Origin of the sequence: Brevibacterium picturae (genome assembly GCF_900105045.1) — a bacterium.
Taxonomy (GTDB): Bacteria; Actinomycetota; Actinomycetes; order Actinomycetales; family Brevibacteriaceae; genus Brevibacterium; species Brevibacterium picturae.
This window is the reverse complement of record NZ_LT629739.1, coordinates 3,645,948-3,663,066: the sequence shown is the minus strand read 5'-3', so window position 1 is coordinate 3,663,066 and position 17,119 is coordinate 3,645,948. Positions and strand designations below refer to the sequence as shown.

General features: G+C 63.3%; 19 protein-coding genes. 2 read left to right on the top strand and 17 right to left on the bottom strand.

Annotation, left to right across the window (positions count from 1 at the left end; all coding sequences use genetic code 11):
* Positions 1-4: 4 nt before the first annotated feature.
* The 5 genes from hisH to BLT92_RS16730 all read right to left on the bottom strand — a co-directional run bounded on the left by hisH (position 5) and on the right by BLT92_RS16730 (position 3,403).
* Complete coding sequence (hisH, locus tag BLT92_RS16750; protein ID WP_092107419.1) at positions 5-634, bottom strand: imidazole glycerol phosphate synthase subunit HisH; 630 nt, start codon at positions 632-634, stop codon at positions 5-7.
* Complete coding sequence (locus BLT92_RS16745) at positions 631-1,233, bottom strand: hypothetical protein (protein ID WP_092107417.1); 603 nt, start codon at positions 1,231-1,233, stop codon at positions 631-633. The genes hisH and BLT92_RS16745 overlap by 4 nt, the downstream gene beginning before the upstream one ends.
* Positions 1,230-1,826: an imidazoleglycerol-phosphate dehydratase HisB gene (gene hisB, locus BLT92_RS16740; protein WP_092107415.1), complete on the bottom strand. Its 597-nt coding sequence runs from the start codon at positions 1,824-1,826 to the stop codon at positions 1,230-1,232. Before hisB ends, BLT92_RS16745 begins: the two co-directional genes overlap by 4 nt.
* A 101-nt stretch (positions 1,827-1,927) precedes the next feature.
* On the bottom strand, positions 1,928-3,061 hold the full coding sequence (locus BLT92_RS16735; protein ID WP_092107413.1) for a histidinol-phosphate transaminase: 1,134 nt from the start codon (positions 3,059-3,061) through the stop codon (positions 1,928-1,930).
* Between the two features lie 9 nt (positions 3,062-3,070).
* Positions 3,071-3,403: a LysM peptidoglycan-binding domain-containing protein gene (locus BLT92_RS16730; RefSeq protein WP_092107411.1), complete on the bottom strand. Its 333-nt coding sequence runs from the start codon at positions 3,401-3,403 to the stop codon at positions 3,071-3,073.
* A gap of 234 nt (positions 3,404-3,637) precedes the next feature.
* Here BLT92_RS16730 and lexA point away from each other — a divergent pair, with 234 nt between their 5' ends.
* Positions 3,638-4,393, top strand: a complete 756-nt coding sequence (lexA, locus tag BLT92_RS16725; RefSeq protein WP_092107409.1) for a transcriptional repressor LexA — start codon at positions 3,638-3,640, stop codon at positions 4,391-4,393.
* A 108-nt stretch (positions 4,394-4,501) separates the two neighbouring features.
* Here lexA and BLT92_RS16720 read toward each other — a convergent pair whose 3' ends face one another.
* On the bottom strand, positions 4,502-6,469 hold the full coding sequence (locus tag BLT92_RS16720; protein ID WP_092107407.1) for an ATP-dependent DNA helicase: 1,968 nt from the start codon (positions 6,467-6,469) through the stop codon (positions 4,502-4,504).
* The gene (gene hflX / locus BLT92_RS16715; protein ID WP_092107406.1) at positions 6,466-7,941 is read right to left on the bottom strand and encodes a GTPase HflX; all 1,476 of its coding nucleotides are present in this window, start codon (positions 7,939-7,941) and stop codon (positions 6,466-6,468) included. The genes BLT92_RS16720 and hflX overlap by 4 nt, the downstream gene beginning before the upstream one ends.
* A 112-nt stretch (positions 7,942-8,053) precedes the next feature.
* Between hflX and BLT92_RS16710 the strand changes: the two genes are divergently transcribed.
* The gene (locus BLT92_RS16710) at positions 8,054-8,668 is read left to right on the top strand and encodes a class I SAM-dependent methyltransferase (protein ID WP_092109542.1); all 615 of its coding nucleotides are present in this window, start codon (positions 8,054-8,056) and stop codon (positions 8,666-8,668) included.
* Between the two features lie 21 nt (positions 8,669-8,689).
* Here BLT92_RS16710 and dapF read toward each other — a convergent pair whose 3' ends face one another.
* The 10 genes from dapF to pgsA all read right to left on the bottom strand — a co-directional run bounded on the left by dapF (position 8,690) and on the right by pgsA (position 17,108).
* Positions 8,690-9,685, bottom strand: a complete 996-nt coding sequence (gene dapF, locus BLT92_RS16705) for a diaminopimelate epimerase (RefSeq protein ID WP_092107404.1) — start codon at positions 9,683-9,685, stop codon at positions 8,690-8,692.
* A 66-nt stretch (positions 9,686-9,751) separates the two neighbouring features.
* A complete protein-coding gene (gene miaA / locus BLT92_RS16700; protein WP_092107402.1) occupies positions 9,752-10,684 on the bottom strand; it encodes a tRNA (adenosine(37)-N6)-dimethylallyltransferase MiaA in 933 nt (310 codons plus the stop codon).
* A 12-nt stretch (positions 10,685-10,696) separates the two neighbouring features.
* Positions 10,697-11,350 carry a hypothetical protein gene (locus BLT92_RS16695; protein ID WP_092107400.1) on the bottom strand — a complete coding sequence of 218 codons (654 nt, stop codon included), beginning with the start codon at positions 11,348-11,350 and terminating at the stop codon, positions 10,697-10,699.
* A 1-nt stretch (position 11,351) separates the two neighbouring features.
* Entirely contained in the window at positions 11,352-12,848 is a 1,497-nt protein-coding gene (gene miaB / locus BLT92_RS16690) for a tRNA (N6-isopentenyl adenosine(37)-C2)-methylthiotransferase MiaB (RefSeq protein WP_092107398.1), read from the bottom strand.
* A gap of 39 nt (positions 12,849-12,887) precedes the next feature.
* A complete protein-coding gene (locus tag BLT92_RS16685; protein WP_092107396.1) occupies positions 12,888-13,616 on the bottom strand; it encodes a regulatory protein RecX in 729 nt (242 codons plus the stop codon).
* Complete coding sequence (gene recA / locus BLT92_RS16680; RefSeq protein WP_092107394.1) at positions 13,597-14,703, bottom strand: recombinase RecA; 1,107 nt, start codon at positions 14,701-14,703, stop codon at positions 13,597-13,599. Before recA ends, BLT92_RS16685 begins: the two co-directional genes overlap by 20 nt.
* Positions 14,704-15,094: 391 nt before the next feature.
* Positions 15,095-15,322 carry a DUF3046 domain-containing protein gene (locus BLT92_RS16675; RefSeq protein ID WP_092107392.1) on the bottom strand — a complete coding sequence of 76 codons (228 nt, stop codon included), beginning with the start codon at positions 15,320-15,322 and terminating at the stop codon, positions 15,095-15,097.
* Positions 15,322-15,651 carry a helix-turn-helix domain-containing protein gene (locus BLT92_RS16670; RefSeq protein ID WP_092107390.1) on the bottom strand — a complete coding sequence of 110 codons (330 nt, stop codon included), beginning with the start codon at positions 15,649-15,651 and terminating at the stop codon, positions 15,322-15,324. Before BLT92_RS16670 ends, BLT92_RS16675 begins: the two co-directional genes overlap by 1 nt.
* A 196-nt stretch (positions 15,652-15,847) precedes the next feature.
* Positions 15,848-16,369 carry a CinA family protein gene (locus BLT92_RS16665; protein ID WP_231938887.1) on the bottom strand — a complete coding sequence of 174 codons (522 nt, stop codon included), beginning with the start codon at positions 16,367-16,369 and terminating at the stop codon, positions 15,848-15,850.
* A gap of 4 nt (positions 16,370-16,373) precedes the next feature.
* The gene (gene pgsA / locus BLT92_RS16660; protein WP_092107386.1) at positions 16,374-17,108 is read right to left on the bottom strand and encodes a CDP-diacylglycerol--glycerol-3-phosphate 3-phosphatidyltransferase; all 735 of its coding nucleotides are present in this window, start codon (positions 17,106-17,108) and stop codon (positions 16,374-16,376) included.
* Positions 17,109-17,119: the final 11 nt, after the last annotated feature.

Genomic DNA, 17,119 nt, shown 5'->3' with positions numbered 1-17,119 from the left:
AATGTTAGTGGTGTGTCAGGCCTGCCCGGGAGAAGGAGTCGACCCAGTTGCGCAGCAGGCGCGCACCCGCTTCGGCTGACTTCTCCGGGTGGAACTGGGCCGCCCAGGTGGTGCCGTCTTCGACGGCCGCGATGAAGCTGCTGCCGTGGGAGGCCGTGGTCGCCACGGTGTTCGACGGTGCTTCGGCTGCCGCATAGGAGTGCACGAAGTAGAAGCGTTCGTCGGCGATGCCGGCGAACATCCGCGAGGTCTTCGGGGCGCTGACCTGTGACCACCCCATATGCGGAACGACCGGAGCCTCAAGTGCTGTCACCGCGCCGGGCCAGAGTCCGATCCCCTCCGTCTTCTCCCCGTGCTCTTCTCCACGGGCGAAGAAGACCTGCAGTCCGACGCAGATGCCAAGCAGAGGTCGTTGGTTGTCGTGCCATGAACGGATGAGTTCGTCTCCGCCGACTCGTTTCAGTCCGGTCATCACGGCCGAATAGGCGCCGACGCCGGGGACGAGCAGACCGTCTGCGGCATCGATGACGTCACGGTCGGCCGTCAGCACGACCTCGGCACCGGCGGCAGCAACCGCTCGCACGGCCGACCGGACGTTTCCTGCCCCATAGTCGAGGACAGCAACCGTGCTCATTGCTTTGCCCCCTTGGCCAAGACGTTGTAGATCCTCCACAGTGAAAAGCCGAGGACGATCGCGCCGAAGACGGCGACCACCCAGGCCACGGTGTTCCCGCCCAGCCCGATGGTGATGCCAAAGGCGGTGATGAGTCCCGCGAGAATCGCAACGACGATCCAGAGCAGCGCAGTGCGTGCCACTGCCGCCCGCCCCGGGGACATCGTGGCGGCGCTGGCCTGCAGTTTCGTCATCGAGGAGGTGGCGATGCTGGCCTCGACATCGTCGGCGGACACGACTTCGAGCAGGAGCTGCTCAAGGACATCCGGCAGGTTCTTCAGCGCCAGGCCGGCCGGCACATCCGATTCCCGGGCACCGTGGCGGAAGTGACCGGCGTCGATCTGCTCCTCGCTTCGCACGAGAAGAAGAACCTCGTGCTTACCGGAGAGCTTGGAGATCGCCGCAGCTGCCTCGTTGCCCGCCTGGACATCTGTGTCGGCCAGGACGATTCCGGTGAAGTCTCCGATCGGGACGATGGTTCCCCTGATGTTCGACAGCACGCAGGCAGCAGCCAGCTGCTCGGCGACCCCGAAAGGAGTCACAATGACGGTGGTGCTCACAGGACTCCCTTCGTGCTGGGCACCGAATGATTGCGGGCATCCGGCTCGACGGCCTCGCGCAGAGCGCGGGCGAAGGCTTTGAACTCGGCCTCTGCAATGTGGTGCGGGTCCCGGCCGCGCAGCAGGTCGAGGTGCACCGTGAGGCCGGCGTGGAACGCAATCGATTCGAGGGAGTGCGAGGTCATCGACCCGGTGAAGTGACCGCCGATGAGGTGGTACTGCTGTCCCTCAGGCTCTCCTTCGTGCACGAAGTACGGGCGACCGGCCACGTCGACGACGCAGCGGGCCAGCGCCTCGTCCAGTGGGACGGCAGCCAGCCCGTAGCGGCGAATCCCGGTTTTGTCGCCCAACGCCTCGCCCAGCGCCTGGCCGAGAACGATGGAGGTGTCCTCCACCGTGTGGTGGACGTCGATATGGGTATCGCCTTCGGCCTGGATGCTCATGTCGATGAGCGAATGCTTCGACACCGCCGTGAGCATGTGATCGAAGAAGGGAACACTGGTGGAGATGTCCGACCGGCCGGTCCCGTCGAGGTCGATGGATACGGTGACCGAAGATTCCGATGTCGAGCGGGAGCGTTGAGCCTGCCTCATGACTGGCCTTTCGTAGGTAGGGTGGGTGCCGCTTGAGGACTATTGTCCTCTGTGCCGAACGATGTGCAGCATCTGGGTGTGTCCATCACAGTGGTGACGTCTCAGTGCGATGACTGCAGAATGCCGGAATCCTCTGCCAAGATCTCGTCGACTGCTGCGAGGAAGGCGGTGGTCTCCTCCTGTGTGCCGGCGTTGACCCGGGCGTGATGGCTGATGCCGATGTCGCGGATCAGTATTCCGCGATCGAGCAGCTTCTGCCATAGTTCCTGCGGTGCGGCGATGTTGCCGAAGAGGACGAAGTTCGAATCGCTGGGGTAGACGGTGAAACCGCTCTTACTCAGGTGATCGGAAATTCGGTCGCGGGAGTCGATGAGTCTGTCGACGTTCTCCAGGAGGACATCAGCATGTTCAAGGGCGGTGCAGGCGAGCACCTGAGTGATCTCCGACAGGTGGTAGGGCAGGCGCACCAGTCGCAGAACATCGATGAGTTCCGGCGCAGCGATCGCGTAGCCCAGGCGCAGGCCCGCGCAGGCGAACGCCTTGCTCATCGTCCGCGACACGACCAACCGGGGACGGCTGGCCAACAGCGTCATCGCCGAGGGCTGGGCGGGCCTGGAGAACTCGGCGTAGGCCTCGTCGACGATGACGATGCCGGAGCAGTTGTCATATGCGGCTTCGATGACGTCGAGACCGATCGATGTGCCTGTGGGATTGTTCGGTGTGCACAGGAAAACGATGTCGGGATCCACCTCGGCCACCTCGGCGGCGACGGATTCTGCATCAAGGGTGAAGTCGTCCTTGCGCGCAGAGGCCTGCCACGTCGCGCCGGTGCCGGTGGTGATCAGCGGGTGCATGGAGTAGCTGGGAGTGAAACCGAGGACCGTGCGGCCCGGTCCGCCGAATGCCTGCACGATATGGGAGAGGACCTCGTTCGATCCGTTCGCCGCCCAGATCATCTCGGGGCTGAGACCGACGGTCTGACCGGCTCGGTCATTGACTCCCTGGAGATAGGTGACCAGGTGTTCGCGCAGTTCCTCGAACTCCCGATCGGGGTAACGATTGAGTCCGGCGAAGTGTCCGTCAACGGCTGACCGCATGCTGTCGACGACCACTTCCGGAATCGGATAGGCGTTCTCATTGACGTTCAGCTGCACCGGCACATCGAGGTGCGGAGCGCCATAGGGCTTGAGGCCGACTAGATCCGAACGCACTGGCAATGACGAATTATTTCCCACCGCATCAGTCTATCGTCGGGGCACATCCAGGGTCTGACCCGGGTGCACCACAGGCGAGGACAGATGGTTGATGTCGACGATGTCGGCCACGACATCGCGGGTGTCACGGTCGAGTCCGAGATTCACAGCAACGGCCCATAGAGACTCCCCTTCACCGACGACGACTGCTTCGGCGTCGATGCCGATGTTCTCTGTCTCGGCTCCGGCTGCCGCCGAGAACGACTGTGTGGCGACGAAGAATGCTCCGCCGACGATGACGAAAGCGCACACGATAGTCCGGAGCAGACGCATCGCCTGGCGTCCGCGTGTGGTCAAACGCAGTTCCTGGATCTGTGCAGACATCGCTTTACCTCTTCTCTTCGTACGATTCCACCAGTAATAGGTAGAACGTCTGTTCTATTCAACATGTCAATCGAACATATGTCCAGTCCAACTCGAACATTTATGCGACAATGAGAGAGAACCAGCGTTGTTGATTGATCTGAAAGAACCATCTCAGGCGGCACTGACACGAGAGTTCTCGACGAGAGGATTAAGCGGTGAGGTCGGCGGGAATAGAACGAAGGGGAACGGGCAATGGTTCAGAACAAACGAGGGAGAGGTCGTCCTCGCAACGAGGACGTCGCCAGCGAGATCGCAGCCGCACGCACTGACGACGAGGATGTCTCGATTCCGGAAGGCTCCACCGGCGAGGGCGATTTTCGCCTGACCCCTCGGCAGCGGTTGGTCCTCGAGACCATCGAACGAGCCGTCGTGACCAACGGCTACCCGCCGAGCATGCGCGAGATCGGCAAGTCAGCCGGGCTCGCCTCACTTTCCAGCGTCGCCCACCAGCTATCTCAGCTCGAACGCCTCGGCTATGTCCGCCGAGACCCGAAGCGCCCGCGTGCCATAGAGGTGGTCAATCCCTTCGAAGAGGAAGAAGCAGAGCGCGCCAAGTACGAAGAGCTGGCCAACAACACGGTGCAGGTCCCTGTTGTCGGCCGCATCGCCGCAGGCGGGCCCATCCTGGCCGAGCAGGAAGTCGATGACGTCTTCTCGCTGCCGACCCAGGTCGTCGGCTCGGGCGACATGTTCCTGCTCAAGGTCGTCGGTGACTCGATGATCGAAGCCGCCATCTGTCACGATGACTGGGTCGTCGTGCGCAAACAGCACACGGCAGACAACGGTCAGATCGTCGCGGCACTGCTCGATGGGGAGGCAACCGTGAAGACCCTCAAGCGCAAGGCCGGTCAGCAATGGCTGCTGCCGCAGAACAAGGACTACGAACCGATCGACGGCACCTATGCCCAGATCATGGGTCTGGTCGTGTCAGTGATTCGCCGCCTCTGACAACCGACGGCCCCGACCACTGTAGTTCCCACGGCTGTGCCCCGACCGATATCGGTCGGGGCACAGTGCATCCGAGCGCCCGGATCATGGATCAGCCGTGTGTGACTGTCACTCGTCCATCGCCGCCAAGCGTCCAAGACTGCTCTTCACGAGCGTCGAATCCGTCGTCGGCCACATCGACGGCATCGAATTCACCAGATAGCCGCCGTACCGCGCCGAGCGCAGGCGTGAGTCGAGCACGGCCACGACTCCCCTGTCCGAGGTCGAACGGATGAGGCGGCCAGCACCCTGCGCCAGGCGCAGCGCGGCATGAGTGGCGCTGACAGCCATGAACCCGTTGACTCCCCGATTGTCGGCATCTCTCGACCTGGCCTGCATCAGCGGGTCATCGGGACGGGGGAACGGGAGCCTGTCGATGATGACGAGACGATTGGTCCGGCCTGGAACGTCGACTCCCTGCCACAGTGACATGGTGCCGAACAGGCAGGCCTCGTCATCGGCGGTGAACTGGGAGACCAGCGAAGGCAGCCCGTCGTCGCCCTGGAGGAGAATCGGAACGTCGAGCTTCGTTCGCAGATGTTCGGCAGCGGCATTGGCTGCCGCGCGAGAGGAGAACAGTCCCAGCGCTCCCCCGTTGGATGCCGTGACGAGTTCCTCGAGCTCGTCCAGGGCCTGTTCGCTCAATCCGCTGCGGCCAGGACGCGGGAGATGGGCGGCGACATAGAGGATGCTCTGTTTGCCGTAGTCGAAGGGCGATCCGACGTCGAGGCTGTCCCACTTGGGGGCGTCGGGGCCGAAGAGTCCCAACGATGCCGCGACCGCGTCGAAGTTCCCTCCCAGTGACAGGGTCGCCGAGGTGGCCACCACCGTTGACTCCTCGAAGATTCCTGACCGCATGGTGCCGGCGACACTCAGCGGGGCGACGACGAGATTCGTGGTCTCACGCTCGCGGAAGGTGCTCCGGCTCAACCACACGACGTCGTTCTTGCCCGGTGAGCAGAAGCGCTCGGCCAGATCGAAGATCTCCTGGCAGCGAGCCTTGGCCATCTGGCGACCGGCATCGGAATCCTCGGTCTTGCCGCCGATATCGTTGATGATCTGCCGTGAGGAGTCCCGAATCTGAGCCAGTGCCAACGACAGCGCCTCACTCATGTTCAGGACCAGGCCCTCGCTGACGCCGCTCTGAGCCCGTTCCAGTGCAGCGGCCGCAGAGTCGAGCAGCGCGACGACGCCGTCCTGAACGATCGTGTGCTTGCGCACGGAGCTCGTCGCCGCCGAGAGCATGCTCGTGTTGATCTGGCCAGACAGCGCGTTCGTGACCCGGTCCTTGAGTTCGTGGGCCTCGTCGATGATGATGACGTCGTGTTCGGGCAGCACGGTGTTCTCGCCGAAGGCGTCGATGGCCAGCAGGGCGTGGTTGGTCACGACGATGTCGGCCTCGGCCGCATTGTTGCGTGCCAACTCGGCGAAGCATTCGGTGTAGAGGGGACAGTTCGAGCCGAGGCAGTCGAAGGCGTTGACGGAGACCTGTGACCAGGCCCTGTCGCTGACGCCGGGCAGCAGGTCGTCACGATCACCGGTGTCCGTGTTCTTCTCCCAGGTCCGGATCCGCTGGATCTCCTCGCCCAGCCCCGATCGGTCGTTGGGCTTGCGACCGGCCTCCGCATCGGCGCCGAGGTCGAAGAGCATCCCCTCGCCCTCATCGGGGTAACCGCCGCCGAGCTTGTGTTTGCAGACATAGTTGCGTCTGCCCTTGAGCAGGGCGGCCCGCGGCAGCGGATCGAGGGTCTTCTTCACCGACTTGAACAGCCTGGGCAGATCCCGATGGATGATCTGTGTCTGCAGAGCCAAGGTTGCCGTCGACACGATGACGCGGTTACCGGTCCGGCTGGAGTACTCGGCCGCGGGAACCAGGTACGCCAGCGATTTTCCTGTCCCGGTGCCGGCCTGAACCAACAGGTGAATGCCCTTGTCGACCGCCGAGGCGACGGCGTCGGCCATCTCTGTCTGACCTTTGCGGGTCGAGCCGCCGATGGCCCCTACGGCGGACTCGAGCAGGTCTTCCACGGCACTCACTCGCCGATGACCAGGTCCGGACGTCGGAAGTCTTCGAGCTCGGCGGCCAGTTCTGCTGGGACCTTGGCCTGCATCGCGGTTCCACCGGCGCCGTGCTCTTCATGTTCGACCATACCGAGGGCATAGATCTTCGACACGAGGTCACCGCGCTGGTAAGGAATGAGCACCGTGACCTCGATATTCGGCGCCGGCAGCATCGCCTCGATCGCTTCGACGAGCTCGGGAACACCCTCTTTCGTCACGGCAGAGACGAAGCGGGCCTCCGGGTATTCGGCGTGGAGGCCGGTCACCACAGCTTCATCGGCAAGGTCAGCCTTGTTGAAGACGAGCAGTTCGGGAATGTCTCCGGTCTCGACGTCCTTGAGGACTTCCCGGACTGCGTGGATCTGTCCGTGCGGGTCCGGGTGCGAGGCATCGACGATGTGGAGGAGTAAGTCCGAGTCGGAGGCCTCCTCCAGTGTCGAACGGAAGGCTTCGACCAATTGGTGCGGAAGGTTCCTCACGAAACCGACGGTGTCGGTGTAGGTGAAGGTGATGCCGTCGGCGGTCCGGGACTGTCTGACGGTCGGATCCAGGGTGGCGAACAGCGCATTCTGCACTATCACCTCGGCGTCGGTGAGCTGGTTGAGCAGTGATGACTTACCGGCGTTGGTGTAGCCAACGATCGCCACGGACGGGATGTGATTGCGCGCGCGGTTCTTCCGCTTCGTCGACCTCGAGGGAGCCATCGCGGCGATCTGTCGGCGCAGCTTCGTCATTCTGGCCCTGATCCGGCGTCGATCGAGTTCGATCTTCGTCTCGCCGGGACCGCGCGAGCCGATTCCGGCACCCCCGGCGACACGGCCACCCGCCTGGCGGGACAGGGACTCGCCCCAACCGCGAAGACGCGGGAGAAGGTATTCGAGCTGTGCCAGTTCGACCTGTGCCTTGCCCTCTCGCGACTTGGCATGCTGGGCGAATATGTCGAGGATAAGAGCCACACGGTCAACGACCTTGACCTTGATGACGTCTTCGAGTCCGCGTCGTTGGCTGGGTGCGAGTTCGGAGTCGATGATCACGGTGTCGGCCCCCACCGAGGCGACGATCTCAGCCAGCTCGGCGGCCTTGCCCTTGCCGAGGTAGGTGCCGGGGTCCGGGGTTTCACGCCGTTGGATGATTGCGTCGAGGACCTCGGAGCCAGCGGTCTCCGCGAGTGCGGCGAGTTCCCTGACCGAGTTCTCGGCTTCGGCCTGTGTCGTATTCCACAGTCCCGCGAGGACCACCCGCTCCAGGCGGACCTGACGGTATTCGACCTCCGTGATGTCTTCGAGTTCGGTGGACAGTCCGGCGACTCGTTTGAGCGCGGCTCTCTCTGCCAGGTCGAACTGCGAGTCGTTGTCGACGTGTGCTTCGTTGGTGCCCAGCGCCTGGGCGCCTCGGGCGAGAACGCGGTCGAGCATCGCGTCCCGACGTTCTTTGTCAGTAGACGTCATTCATTCCTTTGTTCGCTTCTACTCCTCGCTCGGCACTGCCGCCGAACGACGAGTTTCCTCTCAGATGAAAGAGGTGTCCATCAATTCTCCCACAGCCGTCTACACTGGAACGGTGTCAGAGCACTATTTCACGCAATCGCCGAGCAGCGAGGCCAGAACACGCGAGCTCACACTCGACCTCGCGGGCCGCGAGGTCACGGTTGAGACCCTCTCGGGGACCTTCTCCCCCACCCGTCTGGATCTGGGAACCGCGGTTCTGCTGCGACATCTGCCGGTGCCCGAACCCGGCGACATCCTCGATCTGGGGTGTGGTTGGGGGCCGATCTCCTTGGATGCGGCCCTCAGCGCCAAGGACGCCGAGGTGGATGTTCGCGTGTGGGCCCTCGACGTCAACTCCCGGTCCCTTGATGCCACGGCGAAGAACGCGCAGCGTCACGGTCTGGATTCGGTTCGCCCCGTCACCGCCGACGAGATCCCGGCCGACCTGCAATTCAGTGCGATCCGTTCGAACCCGCCCATCAGGGTCGGCAAGGACGCTCTGCATGACCTGCTGACCACCTGGCTGCCGCGCTTGGCCCCTGGCGGACGCGCCGATCTGGTCGTGTCGAAGAACCTCGGCGCGGATTCGCTCCACAAGTGGCTCATCGCAACCCTCGGAGACGGCTTCAGCGTCGTCCGCACCGGATCGTCCAAGGGCTACCGGGTGCTCACCATCGACCGCGACTGACGGTCTCAACCGTCGACGACCTCAGCTGATCGTTCCGCTGGCGACCAGGACTGCCGGTCCCGAGAGGGTGACGCTGCCGCGGGTCCCATCCTGGTTCGGAGTGATGCCGATGCGCAGCTGGCCGCCGGGGACATCCACCCGCCATTGCAGAGGTGAGTCCGGGCCTGCCCAGTGGTGTGCGGCAATGGCTGCAGCGCAGGCTCCTGTGCCGCACGAGCGAGTCTCGCCGACACCGCGTTCGAACACTCGCATCCGCAGTGCGCCCTCTCCCCCGGCCACATCGCTGCGTGCCGGTTCCATGACGATGTATTCGACATTTGAGCCCTGCGGCGGCACCGGGTCGAGAACGGGGGCGTCTCGCAGCTCGGCACTTGCGAGTTCATCCGTCGCTGCGAGAGCGACCACGGTGTGGGGGTTGCCTGTTTCGACGCGCATGCCCGGGCGCGGGACTTCGATGCCTGCGGTCGTGACGAGGACGTCGTCGCTGTCGTCGAGGGACCACTCGCCCATGTCTATCATGTACCAGGCGTCATCTGCGGATCCGGGGAGCGTCTGCCCCGCAGACGCGGACGTCGGCGCGTCGCCGGCCTGCATGCCCAGAGCCGGGTTGAGAACTGTGCGCACGGTCTTGATTCCGTCCCGTGTGCCGATGAGGATCTCTCTGGAATCGGCCGCGACGCGTCCAGACGTGACGAGCACGTGGGCGAAGACTCGAACTCCGTTGCCGCACATCTCGGAGAGGCTGCCGTCGTGGTTGTAGTAGTCCATGAACCATTCGGCGCCTGCTTCGGCCTGTTCGACTGCCCCGGGAATTCCGCTGCTCGCCGAGCGCACGATGCGAATGACACCGTCACAGCCCAGCCCTGACCGGCGATCGGCCAGAAGTGCGATCGTTTCGGGGTGCATCTCCAGGGCGCTGTCATCATCGGCCAAGAGCACGAAGTCGTTCTGTGTGCCGTGGCCTTTGACGAAGACGGTGTCTGCGATATCCGCGAAGGATGACTGGGAGGAGCTCATGGACTCATCCTATCGGTGACAGTTGAGCTGTTGGCACAGTTCGCATCCAGCTCCGGCGAACGACCGTCAGCTCCCAGAACTCGTGTCTGCGATGGCGTCGAGGGCGAGGGCCGTGTTGGCCTCATGGTCACCGGTGGTTGCGTCGATCCAGACGATACGCGGGTCTCTGCGGAACCAGGTGTCCTGTCTGCGCGCGAACTGCCGGGTTCTGATGGTCGTCTGTTCCTGAGCCGCGCCAGCGTCGATGTCGCCTGCCAGGTACTGCTGGATCTGCGCATATCCGATCGCACGGGACGCGGTTCTGCCTTCGGCCAGGCCGCGCTCGAGGAGACTGCGGACCTCCTCGACCCACCCCTGCTCCCACATGAGTTCCACACGAGCCGCAATCCTCTCGTGGAGGACAGCTCGTTCGACACTCAGCCCGAGGTGGAGGGTCGGTTCGATCGCCTGGTAGTCGGGCAGCTGGGCGCTGAAGGGTCGACCGGTGAGTTCGATCACCTCAAGGGCGCGAACGATGCGCCGGGAGTCGTTGGGCGTGATCTTCGCAGCGGCCGCTGGGTCGATCTCCTGCAGATGCCGGTGCCTGTCCCAGCGGTCGGCGTCGACCTCGGATTCGATCCGTGCGCGCACCTCGGGGTCGGTGCCGGGGAATTCCATCTGATCGGTCGCCGCTCGCACGTACAGTCCCGAACCGCCGACGAGGATGGGCCGCTTCCCCCGGGCGCGGATGTCTACAATCGCATCACGAGCCTGTTGTTGAAAAGTCTGTACGTTGGCTTCTTCACGCACATCGAGGATGTCGATGAGGTGGTGGGCGATTCTCCGACGCTGGCTGACGGGAAGTTTGGCGGTGCCAATGTCCATGCCCCGATAGAACTGCATGGAGTCCGTATTGATGATCTCCCCGCCGAGGTGCTCGGCCAGATTGAGGGCGAGATTCGATTTCCCTGTGGCTGTGGCCCCGGCAATGGTGATGGTGGGCTGGTCGGCTGTGCTCAACGGTGACTCATCTCAATACGTCCCTGTCCCACACAGCGAACGAACCTCGTGGACGCTGTCATCGAAGACGGTGTCGAACGAATACTCGGATGACTCCTGGTCCAGCATGTGCGCAGCCGCAGCGGCGAGGAGGTCAAGATCAGTGTGAACATCACTGGCGGCTGAGACCGCGGAGGCAACCGTCCTGACGTCACCGGCGGTGAGCGAATCAACGATGCGCTCGTCGACCTCCGCAGCACCTGGCACGGGTGCCAGAGGAGCGTTCTCGGAGGCCGCGACGGACAGGTCGATGGGGACCAGCAGATCGTCAGTGCTGCCCAGCGGCCCGATCCGAACACCGACAGAGTGCGCATGGAGAAGCGCCACGGCGATGCCAGGGTGCGCGGACTCACAGGTTGCACGCTGAGCAGGACTGAGCTCGGACACGGCCTGTACCCAGTCCTCGCCTTCGAGCAGCTCGTTGGTTCGAGTGTCGATGCCACGGTCGATCCCCAGCCCGCCGAGGCCGGCCAAGGCAGGCAGTTCTCGCACGGGCAGCGCCCATGCCGGCCTGCTCATCAGACTGGATTCGACCCCGGCGCGCAATCGGGCGACTTTCCCGGTCTCTGCCAGGTCGACACCGGCCAGGAGGATCGGAGCCGCCGGGATGATCGCAAATGAGGGCATCTCAGCTGCGGGTGCGGATGGTCGGCATCCCCAGATTCGTGGATCCGCCGTCCGTCTGGCCCGGCACCGGGGCACCGCAGCTGTCCGCCTGGGCGCGGTCATAGGCATCGCCTGCTCGCGAAGGTCGCACCGCGAAGCCGGAGTCGGCCAAGAGGAAGTAGGGCTTGGCGTCCGTCACGGTCGCGGTGACGAAATCACCGGGACGCGGCATTTCGGCTCCTTCGGGGATGCCGACATGAACAAGCCGGTTGTCCGCCGAGCGGCCGCTGAGGCGTGGTGAGTCATCATGGGGTCTCTTCGTGACGAGGACTTCGACCTCACGGCCGATCTGTGCGGTGTTCTCTTCCCAGGCGATTTCGTCCTGGAGCGCGGTCAGCCTCTCGAAGCGTTCCTGCACGATGTGTTTGGGTATCTGATCGTCCATTGTGGCGGCCGGGGTGCCGGGACGGATCGAGTACTGGAAGGTGAAGGCCTGTGAGAAACGAGCACGGCGGACGATGTCCATGGTGCCGAGGAAGTCTTCTTCTGTCTCCCCGGGGAACCCGACGATGATGTCGGTGGTGATCGCTGCGTGGGGGATCTTCTCACGCACAGAGTCGAGGATGCGCATGAATCTGCTGGTGCGGTACGAGCGGCGCATGGATTTGAGGATCGAGTCGGATCCCGACTGCAGCGGCATGTGCAGCTGGGGCATGACCGTCGGTGTCTCGGCCATCGCGTCGATCACGTCATCGGAGAATGAAGCCGGATGCGGGCTGGTGAAGCGCACACGTTCGATGCCCTCGACCTTGCCGACAGCGCGCAGCAGTTTCGCGAATGCGCCCTTATCTCTGAATTCCGCACCGTAGGAGTTCACATTCTGGCCCAGCAGCGTGACTTCGACGACTCCGTCGGCGACGAGTGCTTCGACCTCGGCGAGGATGTCTCCGGGCCTGCGGTCCTTCTCTTTGCCGCGGAGGCTGGGAACGATGCAGAACGTGCAGGAGTTGTTGCATCCGACCGAGATCGAGACCCACCCGGAATGCTGTGATTCGCGCCGACTGGGCAGAGTCGAAGGGAAGACGTCGAGGCTCTCAAGGATCTCGACTTGGGCTTCCTGGTTGTGTCGTGCTCGTTCCAGCAGGGCCGGCAGTGATCCCATGTTGTGGGTGCCGAAGACGACGTCGACCCAGGGGGCCTTCTTGACGATCGTGTCCCGATCCTTCTGTGCCATGCAGCCGCCGACGGCGATCTGGAAATCCGGGTTGCGTTCTTTGACATGGGCCAGCTGACCGAGGTTGCCGTAGAGACGGTTGTCCGCATTTTCCCGGACCGCGCAGGTGTTGAAGACGATGACGTCGGCTTGGTCATCGGTATTCGCAGGAACATAGCCTGCATCATCGAGAAGCCCGGAGAGTCGTTCGGAATCGTGGACGTTCATCTGACAGCCGTAGGTCTTCACCTCGTAGCTGCGGGGTGACTTCTCGGTGGCGGTGGGTGCATCAATCAGTTCAGTCATGGCGCAACTATTCTAGCTGTTGTCTGTCCTCGGCGGTGTTCAGCCCTCGGCGAGGACTTCGCGTGTCACTTTGAGGCAGACCGAGGATGCGAATCCGCGTCGCGCGAGCATACCCAGGATCCGACGTTCGCGGACTTCGTAGTCGAGTCCGCGACTCGATGCGGCCTTCTTCTCTGCGACTTGTCGGGCGAGATCCTCTTCACCGTCCACGTCTTCGACTGCGCCGGAGATGATGTCGGCAGACAGGCCCTTCTTGTTCAGTTCTCGTTTAAGCGCCGTGCGAGACAGCTTTCGTCGCTCCCGGTGAGCGCGCACGTAGCGGTGCGCGAATTCCTCATCGTCAAGGAGCCGGGATTTTTGGAGTTTGGCAATGAGCTCGTCGACGGCCTCCGGCAGGAAGTCGCGTTTGAGCAGCTTATCGCGGAGTTCTCCGCTGGCATGGTCGCGCATGGCCAACATGTTCATGGCTGTCTTCTTCGCCTTCGCATAGGAAGCGTCGAAATCCTCCGACTCATCCTCATCATCGAATGACAGCGCCCCAACGAACGTAGACGCATCCGTGGACGACGGAGACTCCCCGACCGAAGCGGCATCGGAGAAGTACCCGGTTCCGCCTTCGGCGTGGCGTTGGTCGATTTCGGTGATGGCCTCGCGCAGTTCGGCCAGCTTCGTCCTCGGCGCATCTGACCTCGCCGAGTCGCCCCCGAGGGGTCTCGACTCGGCGAGCTGGCTGTCGCGTTCGATCGGGTCAGGAGACTTCGACGTCATCCGACTTCGAGGTTTCTGCTGCAGTGTCCTCTGCCTGGTCGCCCTCTTCCTCGGGCTCGTCGACCTTGATCAGCCCCATCTTGTGTTTGATCTTGAGTTCGATCTCCTCAGCCAAACCTGGGTTGTCGCGCAGGAAGTTCCGCACGTTCTCCTTGCCCTGGCCCAGCTGATCTCCGTCGTAGGTGAACCACGAGCCGGACTTGCGGATGATGCCGTTGTCGACGCCCATATCGATGAGGCTGCCCTCACGGGAGATACCTTGGCCGTAGATGATGTCGAACTCCGCCTGCTTGAACGGCGGCGCGATCTTGTTCTTGACGATCTTGGCGCGGGTGCGGTTGCCGACCGCGTCCTGGCCCTCCTTCAGGGTCTCAATGCGTCGCACGTCGATGCGCACGGAGGCGTAGAACTTCAGAGCCTTACCACCGGAGGTGGTCTCTGGCGAGCCGAAGAAGACGCCGACCTTCTCACGCAGCTGGTTGATGAAGATTGCGGTGGTCTTCGACTGCGACAGCGCGCCCGCGATCTTACGCAGTGCCTGCGACATCAGACGCGCCTGGAGCCCCACGTGGCTGTCACCCATCTCGCCTTCGATCTCTGCCTTCGGCACGAGGGCCGCGACGGAGTCGATGACGATGACGTCGAGTGCTCCGGAGCGGATGAGCATGTCGGCGATTTCCAGCGCCTGCTCACCGGTGTCCGGCTGAGACACGAGGAGCTGGTCGGTGTCGACGCCGAGCTTCTTCGCGTACTCCGGGTCAAGCGCGTGCTCAGCATCGATGAATGCTGCGATTCCGCCCGTCTTCTGCGCATTGGCAACAGCGTGCAGTGCCACCGTGGTCTTACCCGAGGATTCCGGGCCGTAGATCTCCACGACACGTCCACGAGGCAGTCCACCGATGCCCAGGGCGATGTCGAGTGCGATGGAACCGGTGGGGATGCAGGCGATCGGCTCGCGCACCCCTTCGCCCAGACGCATGATCGCGCCCTTGCCGTAATTGCGGTCGATCTGTCCCAGCGCGGCGTCAAGTGCCTTCGACTTGTCGCCGCCGGTTGGGATCTGCAGGTTCTTCGGTGTACGAGCCATGATCTCTCCTAAAAATATCGTTTTCCGTTGAGACCAAGGCTAGAAGGTGGCACTGACATAACAACAGAGGAACGAATTCCCCCGTGGACAACCAGCCACTCATGGTCACAGGTCCCGTGATTCCCTACCAGCATAACCGACATGGGAACAAGTGTTCTATATGTCGGCGCGTGTCGCAGCACTTTGCTCCCGGCACCTGGAGGACGCTGCTCCCGTTTCGGGCAGGAGCGCGAGTCCGGAACGCGAGGCCGGAGCGCAGTGACGTCATTGTGCGATCCGCATCGGATATGCGTGAGGGATTCACGCCTGCGCAATTGCGCTCCATCATCGCCAGGCTCATCGTTATGAGCTCGTCGCCCCGAGGCAAGCACGTGGTCGCAGAAGAGCAGTCTCAGAAGGGACGTGAGCGCGGTTTCTCTTTGCCCAGGCGACGTGACTCGGGTACGCCGGAGGCATCACAGACGGCAATCCAGATGTTGCGGGGTTCGATGCCTGCGCGAAACGCCTCTTCGGCCGTTCGGGAACCCAGACTGCTCAGCGCAAGATCTGTATGTAGCGAAGCAGCACGGGCCTCGCCGAATTCCTCATTCATGAGAATCCAGTAGAGGGTGTGACGCATTAGGGCTTAGCTGCCAGTCGCGGCATCGAGTATCCACCCGGTCGACCGAGGATCTTGTCGGAGAGTTCCTGTGGAATGGTGTCGGGAATCTCGACGCCCTCTTCGAGCGCGAATCGATCGGAAACCGATGACAGCAGGGCCGACAAGGGCAGATCGAGGGCTTCGCAGATCGCGGAGAGCAGCTCCGAGGAGGCTTCCTTCTGTCCGCGTTCGATCTCGCTGAGGTACCCCAGCGAGACGCTGGCTCCCATGGAGACATCGCGCAGGGTCCTCCCCTGGCGCCGGCGAACGGAACGCAGTGCGTCACCGATTTCAACTCTCAGTAACATTGCGCGTCCCTCCCTTTGTCTCCGCGAATCGTCTTGACGGTGTTCTCAACTTTACAGCCCGGTCGCTGCCGAGCGCCAACCTGGGTGCGTGACCTGATGATTTTGCCAGTCCATTCGAAGCTGCCGGTGTGTGTTCGTCCAAGTGCCATTACCTGGTCAACTTCACCGAGGCTCAACTTATTCCGCGGCGGCGCGATCATGATTCTTCATCCTTCGCTCCGGGTCCGAACGCCAATCGTGCGACGAAGTCGTCCAGGTCGGACATCATGGCGGCGACGGTCAGGCTGCGGATCGCGTCTCGGTCACCGGTGAAGTGGTGCTCGCTGACCTGTGCCTTTCCGGCGAAGGCGATAGCGGTGTAGACGAGGCCGACCGGCTTGTCGTCCTGAGGTTCCGGGCCGGCGACGCCGGTACAGGCGACTCCGATGTCGGCGACGCACTCTCTGGCCGCACCGGCCGCCATCTGAGCTGCGACGACCTCGTCGACGGGGCCCGTCTTGTCCAAGTGCTCGGCGTCGACTCCGACAAGGCGCGATTTGAGGTCGGTGGCGTAGGTGATGACTCCGCCGCGCACGACGGCAGAAGCTCCGGGAACGTCGACTAGGGTCGCGACGAAACGGCCGCCGGTCAGCGATTCCGCGGCGGCAATCGAGAGCCCCACCTGTGTGCAGGTGGTGATGAGGTGCTGACTTCGGGAGCCGAGTTCGGTGGAGTTCACTGGCTCAGTTCGCGTCTCTGTCGGAGGGCCCGCCCCCGGCGCGACCATCACCGGAGGGCCCACCGTCGTCAGGGCCCTCGTTCACAGCACTGTCACCGGCGCCCCCGTCGTTGGAACCCGAGTCCCCCGCGAGTTTTGCGGCTTGGACGCAGTAGTCGACTCCCGTCACGACGGTGACCACGATCGCGGCAGCCATGACCACCCAGGCAAATATGACCAGCGCCAGATGTACGCCCCCGGGAACAACCTCGGCGAGCGGAGTCACGAGGAGGAAGAGTCCGATCGCGACGGTCTGCAGCACCGTCTTGATCTTGCCGCCTCGGGACGCGGGCATGACGGCGATGCGGATCATGAAGAAGCGCAGGACGGTGATGCCGAGTTCGCGGATGAGGATGATGATCGGAACCCACCAGGGGAGCACATCGATCACAGCCAGACCGATGAGCGCGGCTGCCATGAGTGATTTGTCGGCGATCGGGTCGGCGATCTTTCCGAAGTTCGTGATGAGGTTGTATTTGCGTGCTAGATCGCCGTCGATCTTGTCCGTGGCCATCGCCAGCAGGAAGACAACCAACGCCCACCACTGCATGCTCGCGTCCTGGCCTCCGTCGGCCAGGAGAAGGACGAGGAAGACGGGGACGAGCAGGATCCGGAGCACTGTCAGCGCATTGGGAACATTCCACGGGCTGGGCTCGGCCGGTGCGTGTCCCGGGGTGCTGTTCTCTGGTCGATCATTCACGCATCAACCCT